The following is a 16307-nucleotide window of genomic DNA, read 5'->3' on the forward strand; positions in this document are numbered from 1 at the left end:
GCTTACGACTTCTGGGGGGGACTATCATGGCCAATATCATCACCGGCACGCCGGGCAACGACACCCTGTCGGACACGACCGGCGACGACAGCGTCAGCGCGCTGGGCGGCAATGACAGCGTAACGGCGTGGCAGGGCAATGACACACTGTGGGGCGGGGACGGCAACGACACGTTGGCCGACTACGGCGACTTTTACAGCTACACCGAAACCAATGCCGTTTACGGCGAGGATGGCAACGACTATCTCCGCGCCAAGGGCTATGTCGATGGCGGCACCGGCAACGACACGCTCTACAGCTCGGGCAACTATACCACGGTGCTGGGCGGCGACGGTAATGACGACCTGCAGGCGTGGGGCGGCAGCCAGGGGCTGATGGACGGCGGGGCCGGCAACGACACGCTCAACAGTTATGGCTACGAGAATACGCTGACCGGTGGCGACGGTGACGACTCCCTGCGCGGTTATGGCGACGTGTCTGGCGGCGCGGGCAATGACACGATCGTCGGCTACGGATCGAGCAGCTTGTTGAGCGGGGGTGACGGCGCCGACGTCCTGACGTCGAACTACTACGGCAGCAATACGGTCGATGGGGGTGCGGACAACGATTTGATCCACAGCCAGCAGTGGGGCGAGGCGACGCTCATCGGTGGCGCCGGCAATGATACGATCGACTTCTACGGCGCGCAGGACACCTACGCGCTGCTCAATGCCGGAAGCGATTATGTGGCTATGACGTACGGCGGCAATCGTACGGCGATCAGCGGCGTCGAAGCCGTGCGTTTCGACGGTGGCGACATCATCCTTAGCCATAGCACCGTCGGTAATCTGAGCGAAGGTACAGCCGGCAGTGACAGCCTGACCGGCACGATCTATGCCGACTGGTTCGATGGCAAGGCCGGCAATGACACGATCGATGGCGGCGATGGCAATGACTCGATCCGGGCCGGACTGGGTGACGATTCGCTTACAGGCGGTGAAGGCGCGGACTTCATAGATGACGACCTGGGGACCAACACCCTCCACGGCGGCATCGGCAATGATACCATCTATGGCTCCGGGACGATTTATGGTGGAGATGGCGCCGATGTCCTGAGCGGCCAAACCTACAGCTATTCTTCCGGCCGCCCGACGACACCGGACGCCATTTACGGTGAAGACGGCAACGACACGCTGACGGGCGGGTTCGTCTGGCCCGTCGACCTGGGCCCAAATACGCTTGATGGTGGCAACGGCGACGACCGAATTTACGGCAGTAATGGCGACAGTGATTACATAGTCGGCGGCGATGGCAACGACTACGTCCACTCCGGTGGAGTTTTCGATACGATCATCGGTGGCGCGGGCGATGACACGCTGATGACCTCCGCCGACGGAACCTGGGGTTACTACGATGTCTCCAGCCTGAGCGGCGGAGAAGGCAATGACGTCCTGTCGGCGCATGGCACACTGGATGGCGGCGATGGCGACGACAGGATCACAGCAGAATCCTCTTCGCTGATCCTGGGCGGATTGGGCAACGATATAGCCATCTTCCAGCAAGTGCTCAGCAACGTCACCCTGGTTCGCAGCGGCGGCGACATCCTGGCCCTTCGCTATGGCTATGATATGAGCCTGGCCGTGACGATCGGTGGCGTGGAGACTATCCAGTTCAGCGATACCGTCATCGATGTGGCGACGGCGGGGTTTGGTGAGATCATTACCGGCACGGCGGCGGCCGACAGCCTGACCGGCACGGCCTACAGCGATTATATCGACGGCGCAGCCGGCAATGACACCATTAGTGCCGGCAACGGCGACGACGTCGTCTATGGCGGCATGGGGGCAGACAGCATCAACGGCGGCGGGGGTAACGATCGCCTGTCGGACGGCAATGGCCGCAACACGATCGACGGCGGCGACGGCAATGACAGTATCGACGGCTCCGGGTCGTCGCTCTCCGGTGGACTGGGCAACGACACGATCTTGCTGAACAGTAGTTCCCAGCCTTCACCGGCGTCCAGCGCCGATGGAGGCGCGGGCGACGACAGCGTTACGGGTGGCTATGGCAGCTGGCAGGTGACGCTGGATGGCAGCGACGGTAATGACGTGGTGGGCGGTTCCGGGACGCTCAGAGGGGGTGATGGCAACGATACTCTGGGCGGCAACTCCGTGGCCGACCTGCTGCAGGGGGGCGCGGGCGATGACACGCTCTATGGCGGCGAAGGCAATAATACGCTCGATGGCGGCGACGGCAATGACTATGCCAATGCAGCCAACGCCTCCTACAACCGCAGCAGCACCTCGATCGTGAATTTGGGCGGATCGGATGGCTACGCCTTCGTGACGCGCGGGTATCCGTGGTCCTACAATGCCGCGCGGACGACCGAAATCATCCGGAATGTCGAGCAGGTCTTTCTGCAGGGCCACGGCCTCATCGACCTGGCACAGACCGGCAGCGTGTATACCGGAACGGCGGCTGGCGATGTCCTGTCCGGCGGCGCGTGGGACGATTCCATCGTGGCCGGTGACGGTGCGGACACGGTGTCGGGCGGCGACGGCAATGACATCCTGCTGGGCGGCGCCGGCAATGACAGTCTGACGGGCGGCGCGGGCGGCGATGAAATCGACGGTGGTACGGGCCGAGACACGCTGCTTGGCGGCGACGGTGACGATTCGCTCAGTGGCGGCGACGGCGACGACCTGATCGAAGCCGGCAGTGGCCGCGAACGTCTCGACGGCGGCGCGGGCAACGACACCATCCAGGGCGCACTGTCCGACGACACCCTCATCGGGGGCGATGGCGACGACCTGATCTATTACGGGGCGTCTTCCTACTACATGATAGATGGCGGCGCCGGCAATGACACGCTGGACCTGCACGATGCAGGCTATGGCGCCTCACTTAATCTCGGCCTTTCCGTTAACAGCATCGAGAACATCGTCGGCTCGGCCATGGCCGACACCATCACGGGAAATGGGGCGGACAACCATATCCAGGGCAGGGAGGGTAATGACAACCTCTACAGCGGCTCAAGCTACGGCGATAACAGCAGCGATACCTTGGACGGTGGTGATGGCGATGATGTCCTGACGGCTGGCTCCAGCGGCACGGCCATCGGCGGGAATGGCAGCGACACGCTGGTCGTCGCGGCAAATCGCGCCGGCTTTGTCAGCGTATTGGGTGACAGCGCGTTGTGGGTGACAGGCGGCACATATAATGTTGCGGTCAGCGGCATCGAATATGTCCGCTTCAACGACCAGACGATCGCCTTGTCGGACCTCAAAATCATGTCTGCGCTGACGGGCGGCGACGGTCCTGACAGCCTGACCGGCACGGCCGATGGCGACTCCATGGACGGCAAGGGTGGCAACGACACGATCCTGGCCGGCAGCGGCAGTGACACCGTCAAGGGCGGCGGCGGTGGCGACCAACTGTATGGCGAGACGGACGGCGACCTAATCTACGGTCAGGACGGCAATGACACGGTGTCCGGTGGTGGCGGGGACGATACCCTTTTGGGTGACGCAGGCGACGACAGCCTCGACGGCGGTGACGGCGTGGACAGCCTGCTGGGCGGCAATGGCAATGATGCCCTGGCCGGGAGCGCGGGGGGCGACCTGATCAACGGCGACGGCGGCAACGACACGGTCTCCGGTGACGACGGCGCCGATGTGCTTTATGGCGGCGCGGGCAATGACAATGTGGACGGTGGGGCGGGCAACGACACCCTGTCCGGAGACGATGGCACGCTCTATGGCTGGCTGACCGACCAGGCGGACACAGTGAATGGCGGGGCCGGGGACGACGAGATCTATTCCAACGGCATGAGCACCCACATCGACGGTGGCGCGGGCGATGACTTTGTTGTGGCCGCCGGCAAGGTGATCGATGGCGGAAGCGGCGATGATGAACTGACGGCCCTGGGCAACATGGCCGGTGTGGTCACGACCGTTTCCGGCGGTGACGGCGACGATGTCATCTCGACGTATTACTATGCAGCGCGTATGGACGCGTCGGGCGGCGCAGGGAATGACTATATTTCCGGCTACGGCACGCTGAACGGCGGCGCGGGCGACGATACGCTGAGTGGCTATGACAGTCTTGTCGGCGGCACAGGCAACGACACCTATTATTACTTCGGGCAGTCATTTGTCCCGGCACCGGCCTTTGTCGAACTGGCCAATGAGGGGACGGACAAGGTCCTGGCCTTCGGCAACTATACCCTGGGCGACAATATCGAGAATGCCGAACTGAACGCTTACGGCAACCCCGGAACACTGACCGGGAATAGCCTCAACAACAGCCTGACCGGGGATGCCGGAAACGACATCCTCGACGGCATGGCGGGCGCCGATACCCTGAGCGGTGGTGACGGTGATGATGTTCTTGCCGGCGGCGCTGGTATTGATACGGCCGTTTTCAACTACACGCTGGCGCAGGCCAGTCTGCTGGACCGGACAACGACGTCGCTGACGGTCAGCGGCCCCGATGGTGTCGATACGCTTAGCGGTGTCGAACGGCTGGTCTTTTCCGACGGCGTGGTGGATATCGTCGACAGCAACGCGCTGGTCGATGACCTCTTTTACCTGGAAAAGTATCCTGAGGTGTTCAAGACCGGTAGCGATCCGGACGCCGACTATACGGGATTGGGCTGGTTCGAAGGTCGCGATCCCAATGCCTTCTTCTCGACCAAGGCCTACCTGATGGCCAATCCCGACGCCAGGAAGGCGGGGATCGATCCGCTGACGCACTACGACAAGGTGGGCTGGCGCGAAGGCCGCGATCCCTCTGTCGACTTCGATACCCGGCTGTACCTGCAGCACAACCCCGATGTCGCCGCCTCGGGCGTCAACCCGTTTGCTCATTATCTGGAAACCGGCCGCTTCGAAGGCCGCGAAGCCTATGCTGCGATCGGGGAAGATATTGCGCGGAACGGTTTTGACAGTGAATACTACCTGCTGGCCAATCCTGATGTCGCCGCTGCCGGCGTCGATCCGCTGACGCACTACAACCGGTTCGGCTGGAAGGAAGGGCGCGATCCGAACGCCTTCTTCGACACCTGGGGCTACCTGGAAGCCTATGCCGACGTCGCGGCCGCCGGCGTCAATCCGTTCGAGCACTATAACCGGTTTGGCTGGAAAGAGGGGCGTGATCCGTCAGGTGCTTTCGACACCAGCGACTACCTGAAGGCCTATGCCGATGTCGCGGCGGCTGGCATCAACCCACTGACCCACTACCTGGTCTATGGCGCATATGAAAACAGGCTGAGCTTCGACGACGGAAGCTTCCTATAACCGCTCGCGCGTCGCGGTGCGGATGACGTCTTCCAACTGGGTCGGGTTGAACGGCTTGGCGATATAGTCGTCCATGCCTGCCGCCAGGCAGCGTTCGCGGTCGCCGGCCAGGGCATGCGCCGTCATGCCGACGACCGGCACGCGCGGCGTGTTTGTCTCTGTCTCGAAGGCGCGGATCAGGCGCGTCGCCTCAAAGCCGTTCATACCCGGCATCTGAACGTCCATGACGATGGCGGCATATCCGCCCTGGCGGGCCAGGGTCAAAGCCTCAAGGCCGGTCGCGGCGATATCGACGCCATAGCCCATTTGTTCCAGGAAGGTCTGCGCCACCAGGACGTTGGGCTCATAGTCCTCGACCAGCAGGACGCGTTGGGTCGGCTTGGTGTCCGGCTTGTCCGCCACGCTCATGGGCAGGCGCGGCGCTTCGTCGCTCACCACGTCCTCCGCCAGCCGCAGAGGCAGGCAGACCGTGAAGACCGAGCCCCAGTGCTCGACGCTTTCGACCGTGATCGTGCCGCCCATGATTTCGGTCAGGGTGCGGGTGATGGCCAGCCCCAGGCCCGTGCCGCCGAACCGCCGCGTGACGCTTGAGTCGGCCTGGGTGAACTTTTGGAAGATGCTGTCCAGCTTGTCGGCGGGGATGCCGATGCCGGTGTCCTTGACCTGGATGCAGACGGTTTCGACCGACGGATCGTCGGTCGCCGCGCAGGTGATGGCGACGTGGACCCCGCCCTTGTCGGTGAACTTGACGGCATTGGAACACAGGTTGACGATGATCTGGCGGATGCGCGTCGGGTCGCCGATGAAGGTGCGGTTTTCGACGCATTCGCCATCGCCGGTGAACTGCAGCCCCTTTTCACGCACGCGCACGGCCATCATCGATACGACCTCCTGGACGAGACGCGTGAGGCTGAACGGGATGGTCTCCAGTTCGACGCTGCGCGCTTCGATCTTGGAGATATCGAGCAGGTCATTGACCAGGTCCAACATCGAATCTGCGCTCGATTGCAGCGTTGAGACAAACTGGCGCTGTTTGGGGCTGAGGGGCTGGCTCATGGCCAGAAGGTTCGACAGGCCGATAATGGCGTTCATCGGCGTGCGGATCTCGTGGCTCATATTGGCCAGGAACTCGCTCTTGGCGATGTTGGCGACCTCGGCGGCGTCACGGGCGGCGACCAGGTTGTCGTGCGCCAGCCGTTCGGCCGTCATGTCGCGTGCGATCTTGGTGAAGCCGGTCAGCCGGCCGTCATGGTCGAACATGGCCGAGGTGATGCCGTTGGCGTAGAAGCGATCGTTGTCTCTGCGCACATGCCAGCGCTGGTCGATTGATCGGCCGGTGGTGCGCGCGGCCTTCAGTTCGCGTTCGGGCGTACCGTCGGCGCGGTCCTCGGGTGTGAACAGGATCGCGAATGGCTGGTCGGTCATCTCGGCCGCGGTCCCGCCGAAGACGCGCTCTGCGCCGGAATTCCAGCTGGTGATGACGCCGTCGGGCGAGATCGAGATGATGGCGTATTCCTGGGCGCTTTCGACCATCAGCGCCAGGTGCGCCTGGCTTTCCATGAGGTCGATTTCGGCGCGACGGCGGTCGGTGATGTCCTGGACGATCCCGATCATCTGGGTAACGTGGCCGTCGGCGTCGCGGACGAACTGGGCGCGGCGGCCGATCCAGCGCACGACGCCGTCGCCCTTGCGCACGATGCGATAGGTGACGTCGAGCGGCGCGGTGCCGTCGATGCGGGTGTCGACGTTTGAATGGACGCTGCGTTCCTCCTCGAAAACCTGCGCCTCCAGTTCGGCTGTGGGAATGGTGGCGCGGACCTCGTGGCCGAAGATCTTGCAGAATTCGGGCGAGGCGACCAGGACGTCCGATCCGGTGGCGACGGCGAAGACGCCGATGCCGCCGGCGATCTGGGCCAGCTCAAGCTGTTCGCGAGCGTTTTCGAGCAGGACCTCGGTCCGTTTGCGCGCGTCGATGTCGATCAGCACGCCGGGGAAGCGGACAGGCATGCCTTGCGCATTCATCTCGACCCGGCCATTGGCCTCGATCCATAGCCAGTTGTCGCCATTGCCGACGCGGTACTGGGCCACATAGGGTCCGCCGCGCGCCATGGCTTCGCCAAGGCGGAACTCGACCTTCGGTATGTCGTCCGGGTGGATCGCCTGCTTGACTTCGTTGATGGCCATGCCTTTGCGCAGACTCGCCGCGTCGATGCGGAAGGTGCGCGCGAAGCGTTCGTCGGCGGTGAACAGGTCGTCCGTGATATCCCACACCCAGGTACCGACAATGGTGCCGGAATCGAGCGCCAGGGCGATGCGCTCGGCCGCACGCTGGGCTTCGGTGACGTCATAGCCGCCGATGAAGATCCCGTTGACCTTGCCATCGGCATCGCGAATGGGTTCGTAAAGCAGATCGACGTAGCGGTCGCCGTTTTCACGATCAAGCTGGACCGGTACGGCGCGGGCGACATAGGGGGTGCCGGTGGCATAGACCTCATCCAGCAATTCAAAAAAGCCCTGGCCCGCGAGGTCCGGCAAGACATCGCGCAGAGGCCGTCCGACGAAATCGCGCGGACCGACGATCTCGCGATAGGCATTGTTGACGTAGGAAAAGACGTGCTCCGGGCCGTTGATGATGGCTGCGAAGCCCGGCATCTGCTGCAGCATGGTTTCAAGACGCCCGTGCTGTTCAGCGGCGCGGCGTTCGGCGCGGACGCGATCGCTGGTCTCGACGACCATGGCGATGACCCCGGCGGGCTGGCCATCCTCGGCGAAGACCGGCGAATAGTCGAGATTCATCCACACCTGTTCGGGCGCGCCCGACCGGTAGAGGGTCAGCTCCTGGTCCTTGTACTGAAGCGTCCCGCCCGACAGCCCGACGGTCATGACATTGTCGTTGAAGTCCGAGGCTTCGGGCCAGCCCTCGCGCACCTTTGAGCCCAGCAGTTGCGGATGGCGGCCGCCGGCAAACACCGAATAGGCGTCGTTATAGAGCATCACGCCGTCTTCGTTCCACAGCAGGACCATGGGCACGGGCGACATGAGGAGCAGGCTGAGCGCCGTGCGCAGTGATTGGGGCCAGGTATCGATGGGGCCGATCGAGGTGCCTGTCCAGTCGCGCCCGGCGATCAGGGCGCCGGTTTCACCGCCCCTGGTGCGAAGCAGGGCGACATAGGCATCCGCCTCCGATACTGCTGACTGCATAAACTCACGCCCCGGCCACATGAGCGACCGGTTACCCGCTGGAATCACTCATCAAAAGCGTAGTATTATGTGAGCCGCCCATAAGTTTCCAATAAGGATCGAGGCGGGCGCCGCCTTAGTCGATGCGCAGGGTATCGTCGTCGCCGTGACGGCTGGCGGCCAGCGGGCCAAGCCCGGACAGGTATTGCGTGCGGTTGGCGGCGGAGAGCCAGCCCATGGCTTCGTGATAGTCCGAAAACATGCAGATGGTCTCATTGGGGAACATTGGCGAGACGGCCGGGATACGCACGCGGTCGACAATATCGAGAGACACGACGGCGACGTGGGCGTGGTAGTCGTGGCCTTCCGTCAGGTCGCGCCAGCGCGCGGCCATTTCGGTCAGGTCCTTATCGCTGAGATAGCCGGTGAAGCGCCGGACATCGGTCAGGCGGTTATAGGTCCACGGTGCATCGATCCGGGCATAATGTTCGAATGCCTGGTCGATAAATTCGCGTGCCGACAGGTCGCCGATCGGCCGCAGGATGATGATCCTGCGCTCGGCATTGGCCATGAAGGTCAGTCTGGCGTTATACTCTGGACGCATACACACACTCCCCAACTGGCTTTATAACCGCGTTTTCCTTGCGAAACCGCTAATGTGGTGACGCCTTACAGCTTCGCCAGTTCATCGATCAGGATGTCGAAGACCAGCCGGATACGCGGGCTGGTACGCAGTTCGCGGTGGGTGACGAGCCACAACGGTACTTCGAACGGCGGCAGGTCGGGCAGGACGCGGACCATGTCCGGTGACCGGCTGGCGATTTCCTCCAGCATCATGCAGACACCCAGGTTCCGCCGGACCATCTCCCAGACGACGACCGAATTGCCCGAGATCAGGCGGATGTCAGAGGTTTCCACCGGCACGCCCAGGCTGCGCAGGTGGGCCGTGAAGGCTTCGGTATCGTCAAAGCCGATCAGGTGCGGGACGACGTCTGCGGGGGTGCGCGGCATCCCGTGGCGCTCTACCCATCCCCGGCTGGCGTAAAGGCCGGTCGCCGACGACCGCGCCAGTCGGCCGATCAGTTCCGGCTCTACCGGCCTGAGGTGACGCAGGGCAATGTCGGCTTCGCGCCGCCTGAGGTCGCTGAGCTTGTTGGACGAGATGATCGTCACGGTAATCTGCGGCGCGGTTTCGCGGATGCGCGCGATCATGTCGGGCAGCAGCCACGCCGCATAGCCGTCGGTCGCCGAAATGCTGACAGGGCCTTCGACCGTCGTGGCCTGGGCCGAGGCCGACAATCGCGTCGTCGCCGCTGCGTCGCCCATGACCCGTGCATGCTCCATCAGCTTGTGACCCGTCTCGGTCAGGATCAGCCGCTTGCCGATCCGTTCGAACAGCGTCACCTTGAGGCTGTCTTCCAGCGCCGCGATCTGGCGCGACAGGGTCGGCTGCGTCAGGCCGATTTCGCGCGCCGCCGCTGACAGAGACCCCGCAACGGCGGTGGTGTAAAAGGCACGCAGCTGGTTCCAGTCGAGATCGCTCATGCGTACATGCATAAAGCATGTACGATTTTCCGCAATTTCCTTGTTCTGCGCATATGCTATTCGTGCCGGGACGAGGGGATATCGATGAGCATCCAAAAAAACGCCCGATTCTGGGACCGCATGGCGCGCAAATACGCCGCCGAAACGATCTCAGATCAAGCCGGCTATGAGCGCACGCTTACGCGGACGAAGGACTACCTGAAGGCGACCGACGCCGTGCTGGAATTCGGCTGCGGTACAGGCTCAACGGCCCTCAGGCTTGCGCCGTCCACGGGATCGATGATCGCCAGCGATATTTCGGCGGAGATGATCGCCATAGCGCGCGAGAAGCAGGGCGGCGCCCCGGACGGCAGGCTGGAATTCGTCCGCGCGGCGCTGGAGCAGCTCGACTATCCCGACGACGCCTTCGATGTCGTGCTGGCCTTCAACGCGCTGCATCTCATGCGGAACCTGAAGGACAGCCTGTGGCGCACCCGGCGCCTGCTCAGGCCGGGCGGGTTGTTCATCTCCAAGACGCCGTGCCTGAGCGATATGAGCCCGATGATCCGCGCCGCCATCCCGGTCATGAAGCTGTTTGGCAAGGCGCCCGAAGTGTCGTTCTTTACGGCGCGGCAGCTTGAGGCGGCGATAGCAGCGGAAGGTTTCGAGATCGTCGAGGTGGCCCGTCACGGCACCAAGGGCAAGGACACGCGGCCCTTTATCGTGGCGCGAAAGGCGTAGAGCTGCGCCGCCGCATCGAAAACTTGCACGCGCGTCGCTAGACTTGGCAGCCTCCCTGGAGGTCTATCATGCCCAAGATACTCGAAGACTGGACCGTCCTGCCGCACGGCCGCCTGACCCGCGCAGACGATGGAATCTGGACCGTCACCGGCGAACTGCACATGCCGCTGACGCCGCTCGAACGCCGTATGACGGTTGTGCGGCTGAACAGCGGCGACCTGGTCATCTACAGCGCCATCGCGCTCGACGAACCACAGATGAAGCTGCTGGAGGCTGAGGGCCGTCCGGCCTGGCTGATCATCCCCGGCGACCTGCACCGCATGGATGCCGGTATCTGGAAGGACCGCTATCCCGACATCAAGGTCGTGGCGCCGTCGGGCGCGCAGAAGGCCGCCGACAAGGTCGTCCATGTCGATGCCACGGATCCCGACTTCGGCGACGACAGCGTGCGTTTCGTTACCGTCCAGGGCATGTCGGGCCACGAGGCGGCACTGATCGTACGCCGGCCAGCGGGGACAACGCTGATCGTCAATGACATTATCGGCAACATGCCGCACGATTCCGGCTTTGTCCTGAGGATCACAGGCTTTGCCGGACACGAACCCCACATACCGGTGCCGATCAAGATGAGCCTGAAGGAAAAGGAGGTCCTGCGCGGCCAGCTCCTGACCTGGGCCCGTGAGCCCGGCCTCAGGCGGATCATCATGTCGCACGGCGAACCGATCGAAGACGACGCGCCGGGCCGGCTCAGGGACCTGGCCGAAACGCTGTAGTTTTATTGGCGACGCGGCAAATGCTTTAGGTCTTCGCCTTGCGGTACAGCAGATCGAAACTGGCTTGCCAGGTCTTGCCGTGGTCGTCCGAAGTCTCGCCGGTCTGGCGCACGCTGCCGTCAGGTTGCGGCGTGTAGGTCATGCGCGTGGTCTGCTCCGGCTTGCCGGGCTGGGGCCATGTGCCTTCGATGACCATGGCCGTTCCGGTCCATCCGCCGGAGAAGTCGGCGAAGACGCCTGAGCCGTCGAGCCAGGTCTGGCGCCACTGGCCCTTGTCGGCGACATAGGCGTTCAGGCTGCCGCCGCCCGAGCCTTTCAGCGGCATCCAGTTTTCACGCACGGCGCAGCCGTCGTAGAGCTTTTCGATCAGGCTGTCGGCAATCTTTGTGTCGGGCTTTGCGACGGGGTAAACCTCCCACCGGCCGACCCAGAAGTCGAACTGGCGGCTTTCGGCCGAGGTGCAGCCCGAGGGCGGTGCGGGCGGCGGCGTCTGGGCCAGGGCGGCGCAGGGAAACATGAGCAGGGATGCCAGCCATAGCGATTTCATCGGTGTTCTCCTGTGCCCTCCATGGCTAACCCCGATTGTCCGCAAGCGGAAATTAAATAAAATTCATGCCGGATATGACAGGCGCGCCTTTCGCAAGGCGCGCCTGTTGGTTGCGGGTCAGAATTTCAGCGAGACCGCCTTGCCGTCATAGACGACTGACCGCGTCGCGGACGCCTGTGCGACGGCCGTGGCATTGGCTGGCGCCACGAGGACGAAGTTCAGCTTGCGGGTCTTTGTCAGTCCGGGATAGCTGCCCTTGCGCGCACCGATGGTCAGGGTCCGGGACTTGTCGTTCCAGACCATGTCGTAGGTGGCGTACTGCCCCTTTTCGTAGTTGTAGGTCTCGTTGTCGTCCTCGTAGACGGTGAACTTGCCGTCAGCGCCGGGATAGACGCGGACCTCATAATCGGCGCCCGGCTGCTCTGTGGCGTATTGGACGAAAGGCCCCATGGGAACGATCGAACCGGCGCGGACATACAGCGGCAGGATGTCCATCGGTACGGTCTTTGTGACGGTCTCGCCGCCGTCAAAACGTTCGTGCGTCCAGAAATCGTACCAGGTCGCGCCCTTGGGCAGGTAGGTGCCGATCTTGGGATCGATCTCGACCTTGTTGTTGGCGAGTTCGGCAATCTGGCTGGGCGTGCGCCAGGCCAGTCTCAGGCTGCGATTGCCGCCGCCCTGGAAGTATTCCAGCTTGATCGGCACGCTCTGGCCCTTTTTGAGCGTCACCTTGCCGCCCCGGTAGCGGGCGGCGCCCATGCTCCAGTCCTCGACCAGCAGCTTGCCATCGACGAACAGGCGCAAGCCGTCATCGCCTTCAAGGCCCAGTTCGTACTCACCGTCCTCAGGCGCGATCACCGTGCCTTCCCAACGTGCAGAGAAGTCGTTGAGCGCGGTGAGCCCCGCCGGGATTTCGGTCAGCGGTGGCCCAGGCCAGAGCATATCGATTGTGGTGTCGACGGTCTTGCCCTTGGCGGTTTCGAAGTTCATCCCGTCGTAATACTGCCCCGCCAGGCCGGGCTTGCCGTCGGGTGTCCGCAGCGCCGAAGCCGGAATGGTCTGCGCCGGTGGCGGCAGGAAGCGGTACATCGGCCGCGTCACCGGATGGACCAGGAAGGACGGTCCGAACATGAAGGCGTCGTTGATATTGTGAACGTCCCGGTCGTCCGGGAAGTCCATCGGAAGGGCGCGCATCATCGTGTAGCTGTTATGCGTGACCTGCCAGCTCTGGCTGTAGATGTAGGGCATCAGGCGGTAGCGCAGGTCGACCGAGGTCCGCAGCGACTTGTAAACCTCCGGGTCCAGGTCCTTGAAGATATAGGGCTCGCGTTCGATGTCAGTGCCGTGGATGCGCATCAAGGGGTTGAAGGCGGCGTACTGCGTCCAGCGCGCGAAAAGCTCGCGGTAGGCCGGGCTCTTCTCGCCCTCGGGAAACTGTCCCCTGACGAAGAAGCCGCCGGTGTCCTGCGTCCAGTAGGGTGTCCCGGCGATGGTGACGTTGACGCCGCCATTGATCTGCTCGGCAAAGGTCTTCCAACTGGAGGAGGTGTCGCCCGACCAGGACGCCGCCGCCGTCCGTTGTGCGCCGGCCCAGGCCGACCGCGTCAGGGTCAGCGCACGCTTGTTGCTGGTCGCACGCTGGCCGTCATAGGTGCCCTGCGTCGTAATCAGGGAGTACGGGTTGAGATAGCGCGTGAAGTCACCCATGGCATTGTCGCCGAGGCCCTTGATGTCGCGCTCGGTTTCCCCGGCGTCGTGGACGGCGGTGCCGACCTCGACCTCGGTGCCGTCCATCCACAGGGCGTCGACACCGACGTCGAGCAGGCCCTTTTTCACGTGCTTGAAATAGATCTGCCGGCCAAGCGGGCTAAAGGCGTCGTAGATGCGCGCCTTCTTTGAGATCCAGTGCAGCGGTTCGAAGCGCAGCTTGTGCTGGTCCAGTTCATGACCCAGTTCGGTATCGTTGCCGATCGACGGCCAGATCGATACCATCAGCTTGAGGTGCATGTCGTGCAGCTTGTCGACGGCGCCTTTCGGATCCGGGAAGCGCTCGGGGTTCCAGGTCATGCCGCTCCAGGTGCCGTCCTTGTCGCCGCCCCAGTACTGCCAGTCCTGGACGATGTAATCGAGCGGGAACTGTTCCTTGCGGAAGGTCTCGGCCACCTCCAGCAGCCGCGCCTGCGTCTGGTAGCGCTCCTTGCTCATGAACAGGCCGAACGCCTGTTTCGGCACCATGGGCGCATCGCCGGTCAACTCGCGATAGCCGTGGATGACCTCATCGACCGTACCGCCGGCCATGAAATAATAGTCGACGCCGCCGGGCGCGCTTTCGGCCCAGAGGGTCGCGCCGTCGGCCGAATCCTTGAAGCGCATCTTGGAATAGGTGTCCCACAGGATGCCGTAGCGTTCGGACGATACCATGACCGGGATGACGATGCCGATATTGGTCTGGACCAGCAGCAACTCCTTGTTGCGGCGGTTGACCTCGCCCTGGCCGACGAAGCCAAAGCCGTAGATGGCTTCGTCGGGCTTCAGCGTAAAGGTGTTGCTGGCTTCGTAGGTCGGCGCGTTCGAGATTTCTTTCTTCTCAAGGGTCTGCGGTGCGGCCTGCTTTTCCTGCGTATAGACCTTGCCCTTGGCGTCCTTGAAGGTGATGGCGCCGCTGGCCTTGTCGATGATGACGTGCAGCGATGCGCTTTCCAGCGTCAGCGTGGCCGCCGTTTCGCGTGTTTCGAACGCGATGGCGTCCGGTTTGTCCGTGATGACGATGCTGGGGTAGCGCCAGTAGTTCTCGCCCAGATTGGTATTAACCCGGACAATTTTCGGTCCGTAGAAGATGACATTCTTGGTAACCGCGCCGACATGGACCTGGACGCCGCCTTCGATCCTGGCGAAGGTAAAGCCCGTTGTCGAAGCGGAAGCCACGGCGGCCAGGTGACCGCGGGCGTCGAGACCGCTCGGGGTCTTGGCCTCGGCAGTCGTGGCGAGAGCGGCCAGAAGGGCCAGGGCCGATATACCGACGGACAGTTTCATATATGCTTCCTCCGCATCCTGTGGCGCCTGCCCGGCGGGGCCAGGCGCCTTATCATTGTGCCGTTATTTCGGCTTGATAGGTACCGGTAACATGTCTGCCGCAGGCGCGCAATTGTCTGACTTTATCATTGCGCTTGGATGTCCCAGAGCCGACGGAATCAAGCGTCGGTAGCAAGTTGCAGGACATCTTCCGCCAGTGCTGCCAGGAATCCCGGACGGTCCGGATGCGAATCACTGACGCGTGGCGGCAGGTCGTCCATGAAGGTGAAATGGCCGGCATTCTCGACCAAGCGGACCTCGGCGTCGATGGCGTCTTTTAGAAATAGAGCCTGTTCGGGCGGGGTGATGTCGTCGCGCATCCCTGCCCAGACCGTGACGGGCACGTCGACGCCATCCAGCGCGCTGGGGCTTTGAAAGAACTGCGTCGGCGGCGCAAACAGGGCAAGATGCCGGAACTCCGTCCTTGCCGGCGCCGACACGGCCTGCCGTGAAAACGTCCACGCCGTCGCGCCCGCCAGCACCAGAAGCAGGCTCGCGCCGATCGAATGCCCGGCGCCAACCAGCGGCACGCCTACTGGCGCGAAGGCGGCGATCGCGCGTTCGAGGCGGCCTATGCGCGTTCTCAGGTCGTCCTCGCCGGCCATGGGCGAGGTGATCATCTCGAAGTGCGGCGCAATGACACCAAGCCCTCCGGCGGCGAGATGGTTGAGCAAGGTGCTGTGACGATGGGGACTGCCGCCGCGCCCGGCCGCGAAGACGACGGTCCGGGCGGGGTGAGGGGGCAGGTACACATCAACGCGGAAGGCGTCATCGCCTTCGCTAAGCGTGCGGGTGTCAACAGTCATGTGCGTCTCCTGCGGCGGGCCAACATGGCGCATTGGCAGTTTTTTTCAATACGGCTGTAACCGATCCGTACACGCTTACGTATTATCGTGAAGCACATCACAGGCGGACAAAATGTCGATCAGCGGTGACTACCCTCAACCCGTGACGGTCAACGGCTTTACCTGCCGGAACTGTACGGATGTCGACTATGCGAAAAAGCATATCGATCCGGCGCATCCGAAGTCGGGCCCTTACGGCGTGACGGCTGAAAGCGATCCGACGCGCGATCAGGCGGTAACGCTCGGTGGCCGGCTGGGTGACCTGGCGGCGCAATCTGCCGCCGCGACAACGTCGGTTCAGGCCACGGCGCCCGGACGGACGGTGGATGTCCGGGTGTAGCCTTTCCCC

10 protein-coding genes are annotated in these 16307 nt (G+C 63.3%); 4 read left to right on the top strand and 6 right to left on the bottom strand.

Features of this window, described 5'->3' with window-relative positions; all coding sequences use genetic code 11:
- Nucleotides 1-26: 26 nt before the first annotated feature.
- Nucleotides 27-5276 carry a beta strand repeat-containing protein gene (locus AC1DON_RS07105; RefSeq protein WP_476934075.1) on the top strand — a complete coding sequence of 1750 codons (5250 nt, stop codon included), beginning with the start codon at nucleotides 27-29 and terminating at the stop codon, nucleotides 5274-5276.
- Here AC1DON_RS07105 and AC1DON_RS07110 read toward each other — a convergent pair.
- From AC1DON_RS07110 to AC1DON_RS07120, 3 genes are all read right to left on the bottom strand, one after another.
- Nucleotides 5271-8477 (bottom strand): PAS domain S-box protein, encoded by a 3207-nt coding sequence (locus AC1DON_RS07110; protein ID WP_476934076.1) that lies wholly within the window; start codon nucleotides 8475-8477, stop codon nucleotides 5271-5273. The two genes, AC1DON_RS07105 and AC1DON_RS07110, sit on opposite strands and share 6 nt — an antisense overlap.
- Nucleotides 8478-8592: 115 nt before the next feature.
- On the bottom strand, nucleotides 8593-9060 hold the full coding sequence (locus tag AC1DON_RS07115; protein ID WP_476934077.1) for a hypothetical protein: 468 nt from the start codon (nucleotides 9058-9060) through the stop codon (nucleotides 8593-8595).
- 65 nt (nucleotides 9061-9125) lie between these two features.
- Nucleotides 9126-10001: a LysR family transcriptional regulator gene (locus AC1DON_RS07120; RefSeq protein ID WP_476934078.1), complete on the bottom strand. Its 876-nt coding sequence runs from the start codon at nucleotides 9999-10001 to the stop codon at nucleotides 9126-9128.
- Nucleotides 10002-10085: 84 nt separating this feature from the next.
- Between AC1DON_RS07120 and AC1DON_RS07125 the strand changes: the two genes are divergently transcribed.
- Nucleotides 10086-10721 (top strand): class I SAM-dependent methyltransferase, encoded by a 636-nt coding sequence (locus AC1DON_RS07125; protein WP_476934079.1) that lies wholly within the window; start codon nucleotides 10086-10088, stop codon nucleotides 10719-10721.
- A gap of 68 nt (nucleotides 10722-10789) precedes the next feature.
- Nucleotides 10790-11494: a hypothetical protein gene (locus AC1DON_RS07130; RefSeq protein WP_476934080.1), complete on the top strand. Its 705-nt coding sequence runs from the start codon at nucleotides 10790-10792 to the stop codon at nucleotides 11492-11494.
- Nucleotides 11495-11519: 25 nt separating this feature from the next.
- On the opposite strand, the gene AC1DON_RS07135 is transcribed toward AC1DON_RS07130, so the two are convergent.
- The 3 genes from AC1DON_RS07135 to AC1DON_RS07145 all read right to left on the bottom strand — a co-directional run bounded on the left by AC1DON_RS07135 (nucleotide 11520) and on the right by AC1DON_RS07145 (nucleotide 15919).
- Nucleotides 11520-12041, bottom strand: coding sequence for a hypothetical protein (locus AC1DON_RS07135; RefSeq protein ID WP_476934081.1), 522 nt, complete (start codon nucleotides 12039-12041; stop codon nucleotides 11520-11522).
- 117 nt (nucleotides 12042-12158) lie between these two features.
- A complete protein-coding gene (locus AC1DON_RS07140) occupies nucleotides 12159-15074 on the bottom strand; it encodes a TIM-barrel domain-containing protein (protein ID WP_476934082.1) in 2916 nt (971 codons plus the stop codon).
- A gap of 158 nt (nucleotides 15075-15232) precedes the next feature.
- Nucleotides 15233-15919: an alpha/beta hydrolase gene (locus AC1DON_RS07145; RefSeq protein WP_476934083.1), complete on the bottom strand. Its 687-nt coding sequence runs from the start codon at nucleotides 15917-15919 to the stop codon at nucleotides 15233-15235.
- A 112-nt stretch (nucleotides 15920-16031) separates the two neighbouring features.
- Between AC1DON_RS07145 and AC1DON_RS07150 the strand changes: the two genes are divergently transcribed.
- Nucleotides 16032-16298, top strand: a complete 267-nt coding sequence (locus tag AC1DON_RS07150; protein WP_476934084.1) for a hypothetical protein — start codon at nucleotides 16032-16034, stop codon at nucleotides 16296-16298.
- The last annotated feature ends 9 nt before the right edge of the window (nucleotides 16299-16307 follow it).

The sequence above is a fragment of the Asticcacaulis sp. P4_H10 genome, from assembly GCF_056400965.1.

Excerpts from the sequence above, each read along its gene's own strand:
- AC1DON_RS07140 (WP_476934082.1), bottom strand. The coding sequence starts at position 15,074 with ATGAAACTGTCCGTCGGTATATCGGCCCTGGCCCTTCTGGCCGCTCTC.
- AC1DON_RS07115 (WP_476934077.1), bottom strand. The coding sequence starts at position 9,060 with ATGCGTCCAGAGTATAACGCCAGACTGACCTTCATGGCCAATGCCGAG.
- AC1DON_RS07120 (WP_476934078.1), bottom strand. The coding sequence starts at position 10,001 with ATGAGCGATCTCGACTGGAACCAGCTGCGTGCCTTTTACACCACCGCC.
- AC1DON_RS07135 (WP_476934081.1), bottom strand. The coding sequence starts at position 12,041 with ATGAAATCGCTATGGCTGGCATCCCTGCTCATGTTTCCCTGCGCCGCC.
- AC1DON_RS07125 (WP_476934079.1), top strand. The coding sequence starts at position 10,086 with ATGAGCATCCAAAAAAACGCCCGATTCTGGGACCGCATGGCGCGCAAA.
- AC1DON_RS07145 (WP_476934083.1), bottom strand. The coding sequence starts at position 15,919 with ATGACTGTTGACACCCGCACGCTTAGCGAAGGCGATGACGCCTTCCGC.
- AC1DON_RS07130 (WP_476934080.1), top strand. The coding sequence starts at position 10,790 with ATGCCCAAGATACTCGAAGACTGGACCGTCCTGCCGCACGGCCGCCTG.
- AC1DON_RS07150 (WP_476934084.1), top strand. The coding sequence starts at position 16,032 with ATGTCGATCAGCGGTGACTACCCTCAACCCGTGACGGTCAACGGCTTT.
- AC1DON_RS07105 (WP_476934075.1), top strand. The coding sequence starts at position 27 with ATGGCCAATATCATCACCGGCACGCCGGGCAACGACACCCTGTCGGAC.
- AC1DON_RS07110 (WP_476934076.1), bottom strand. The coding sequence starts at position 8,477 with ATGCAGTCAGCAGTATCGGAGGCGGATGCCTATGTCGCCCTGCTTCGC.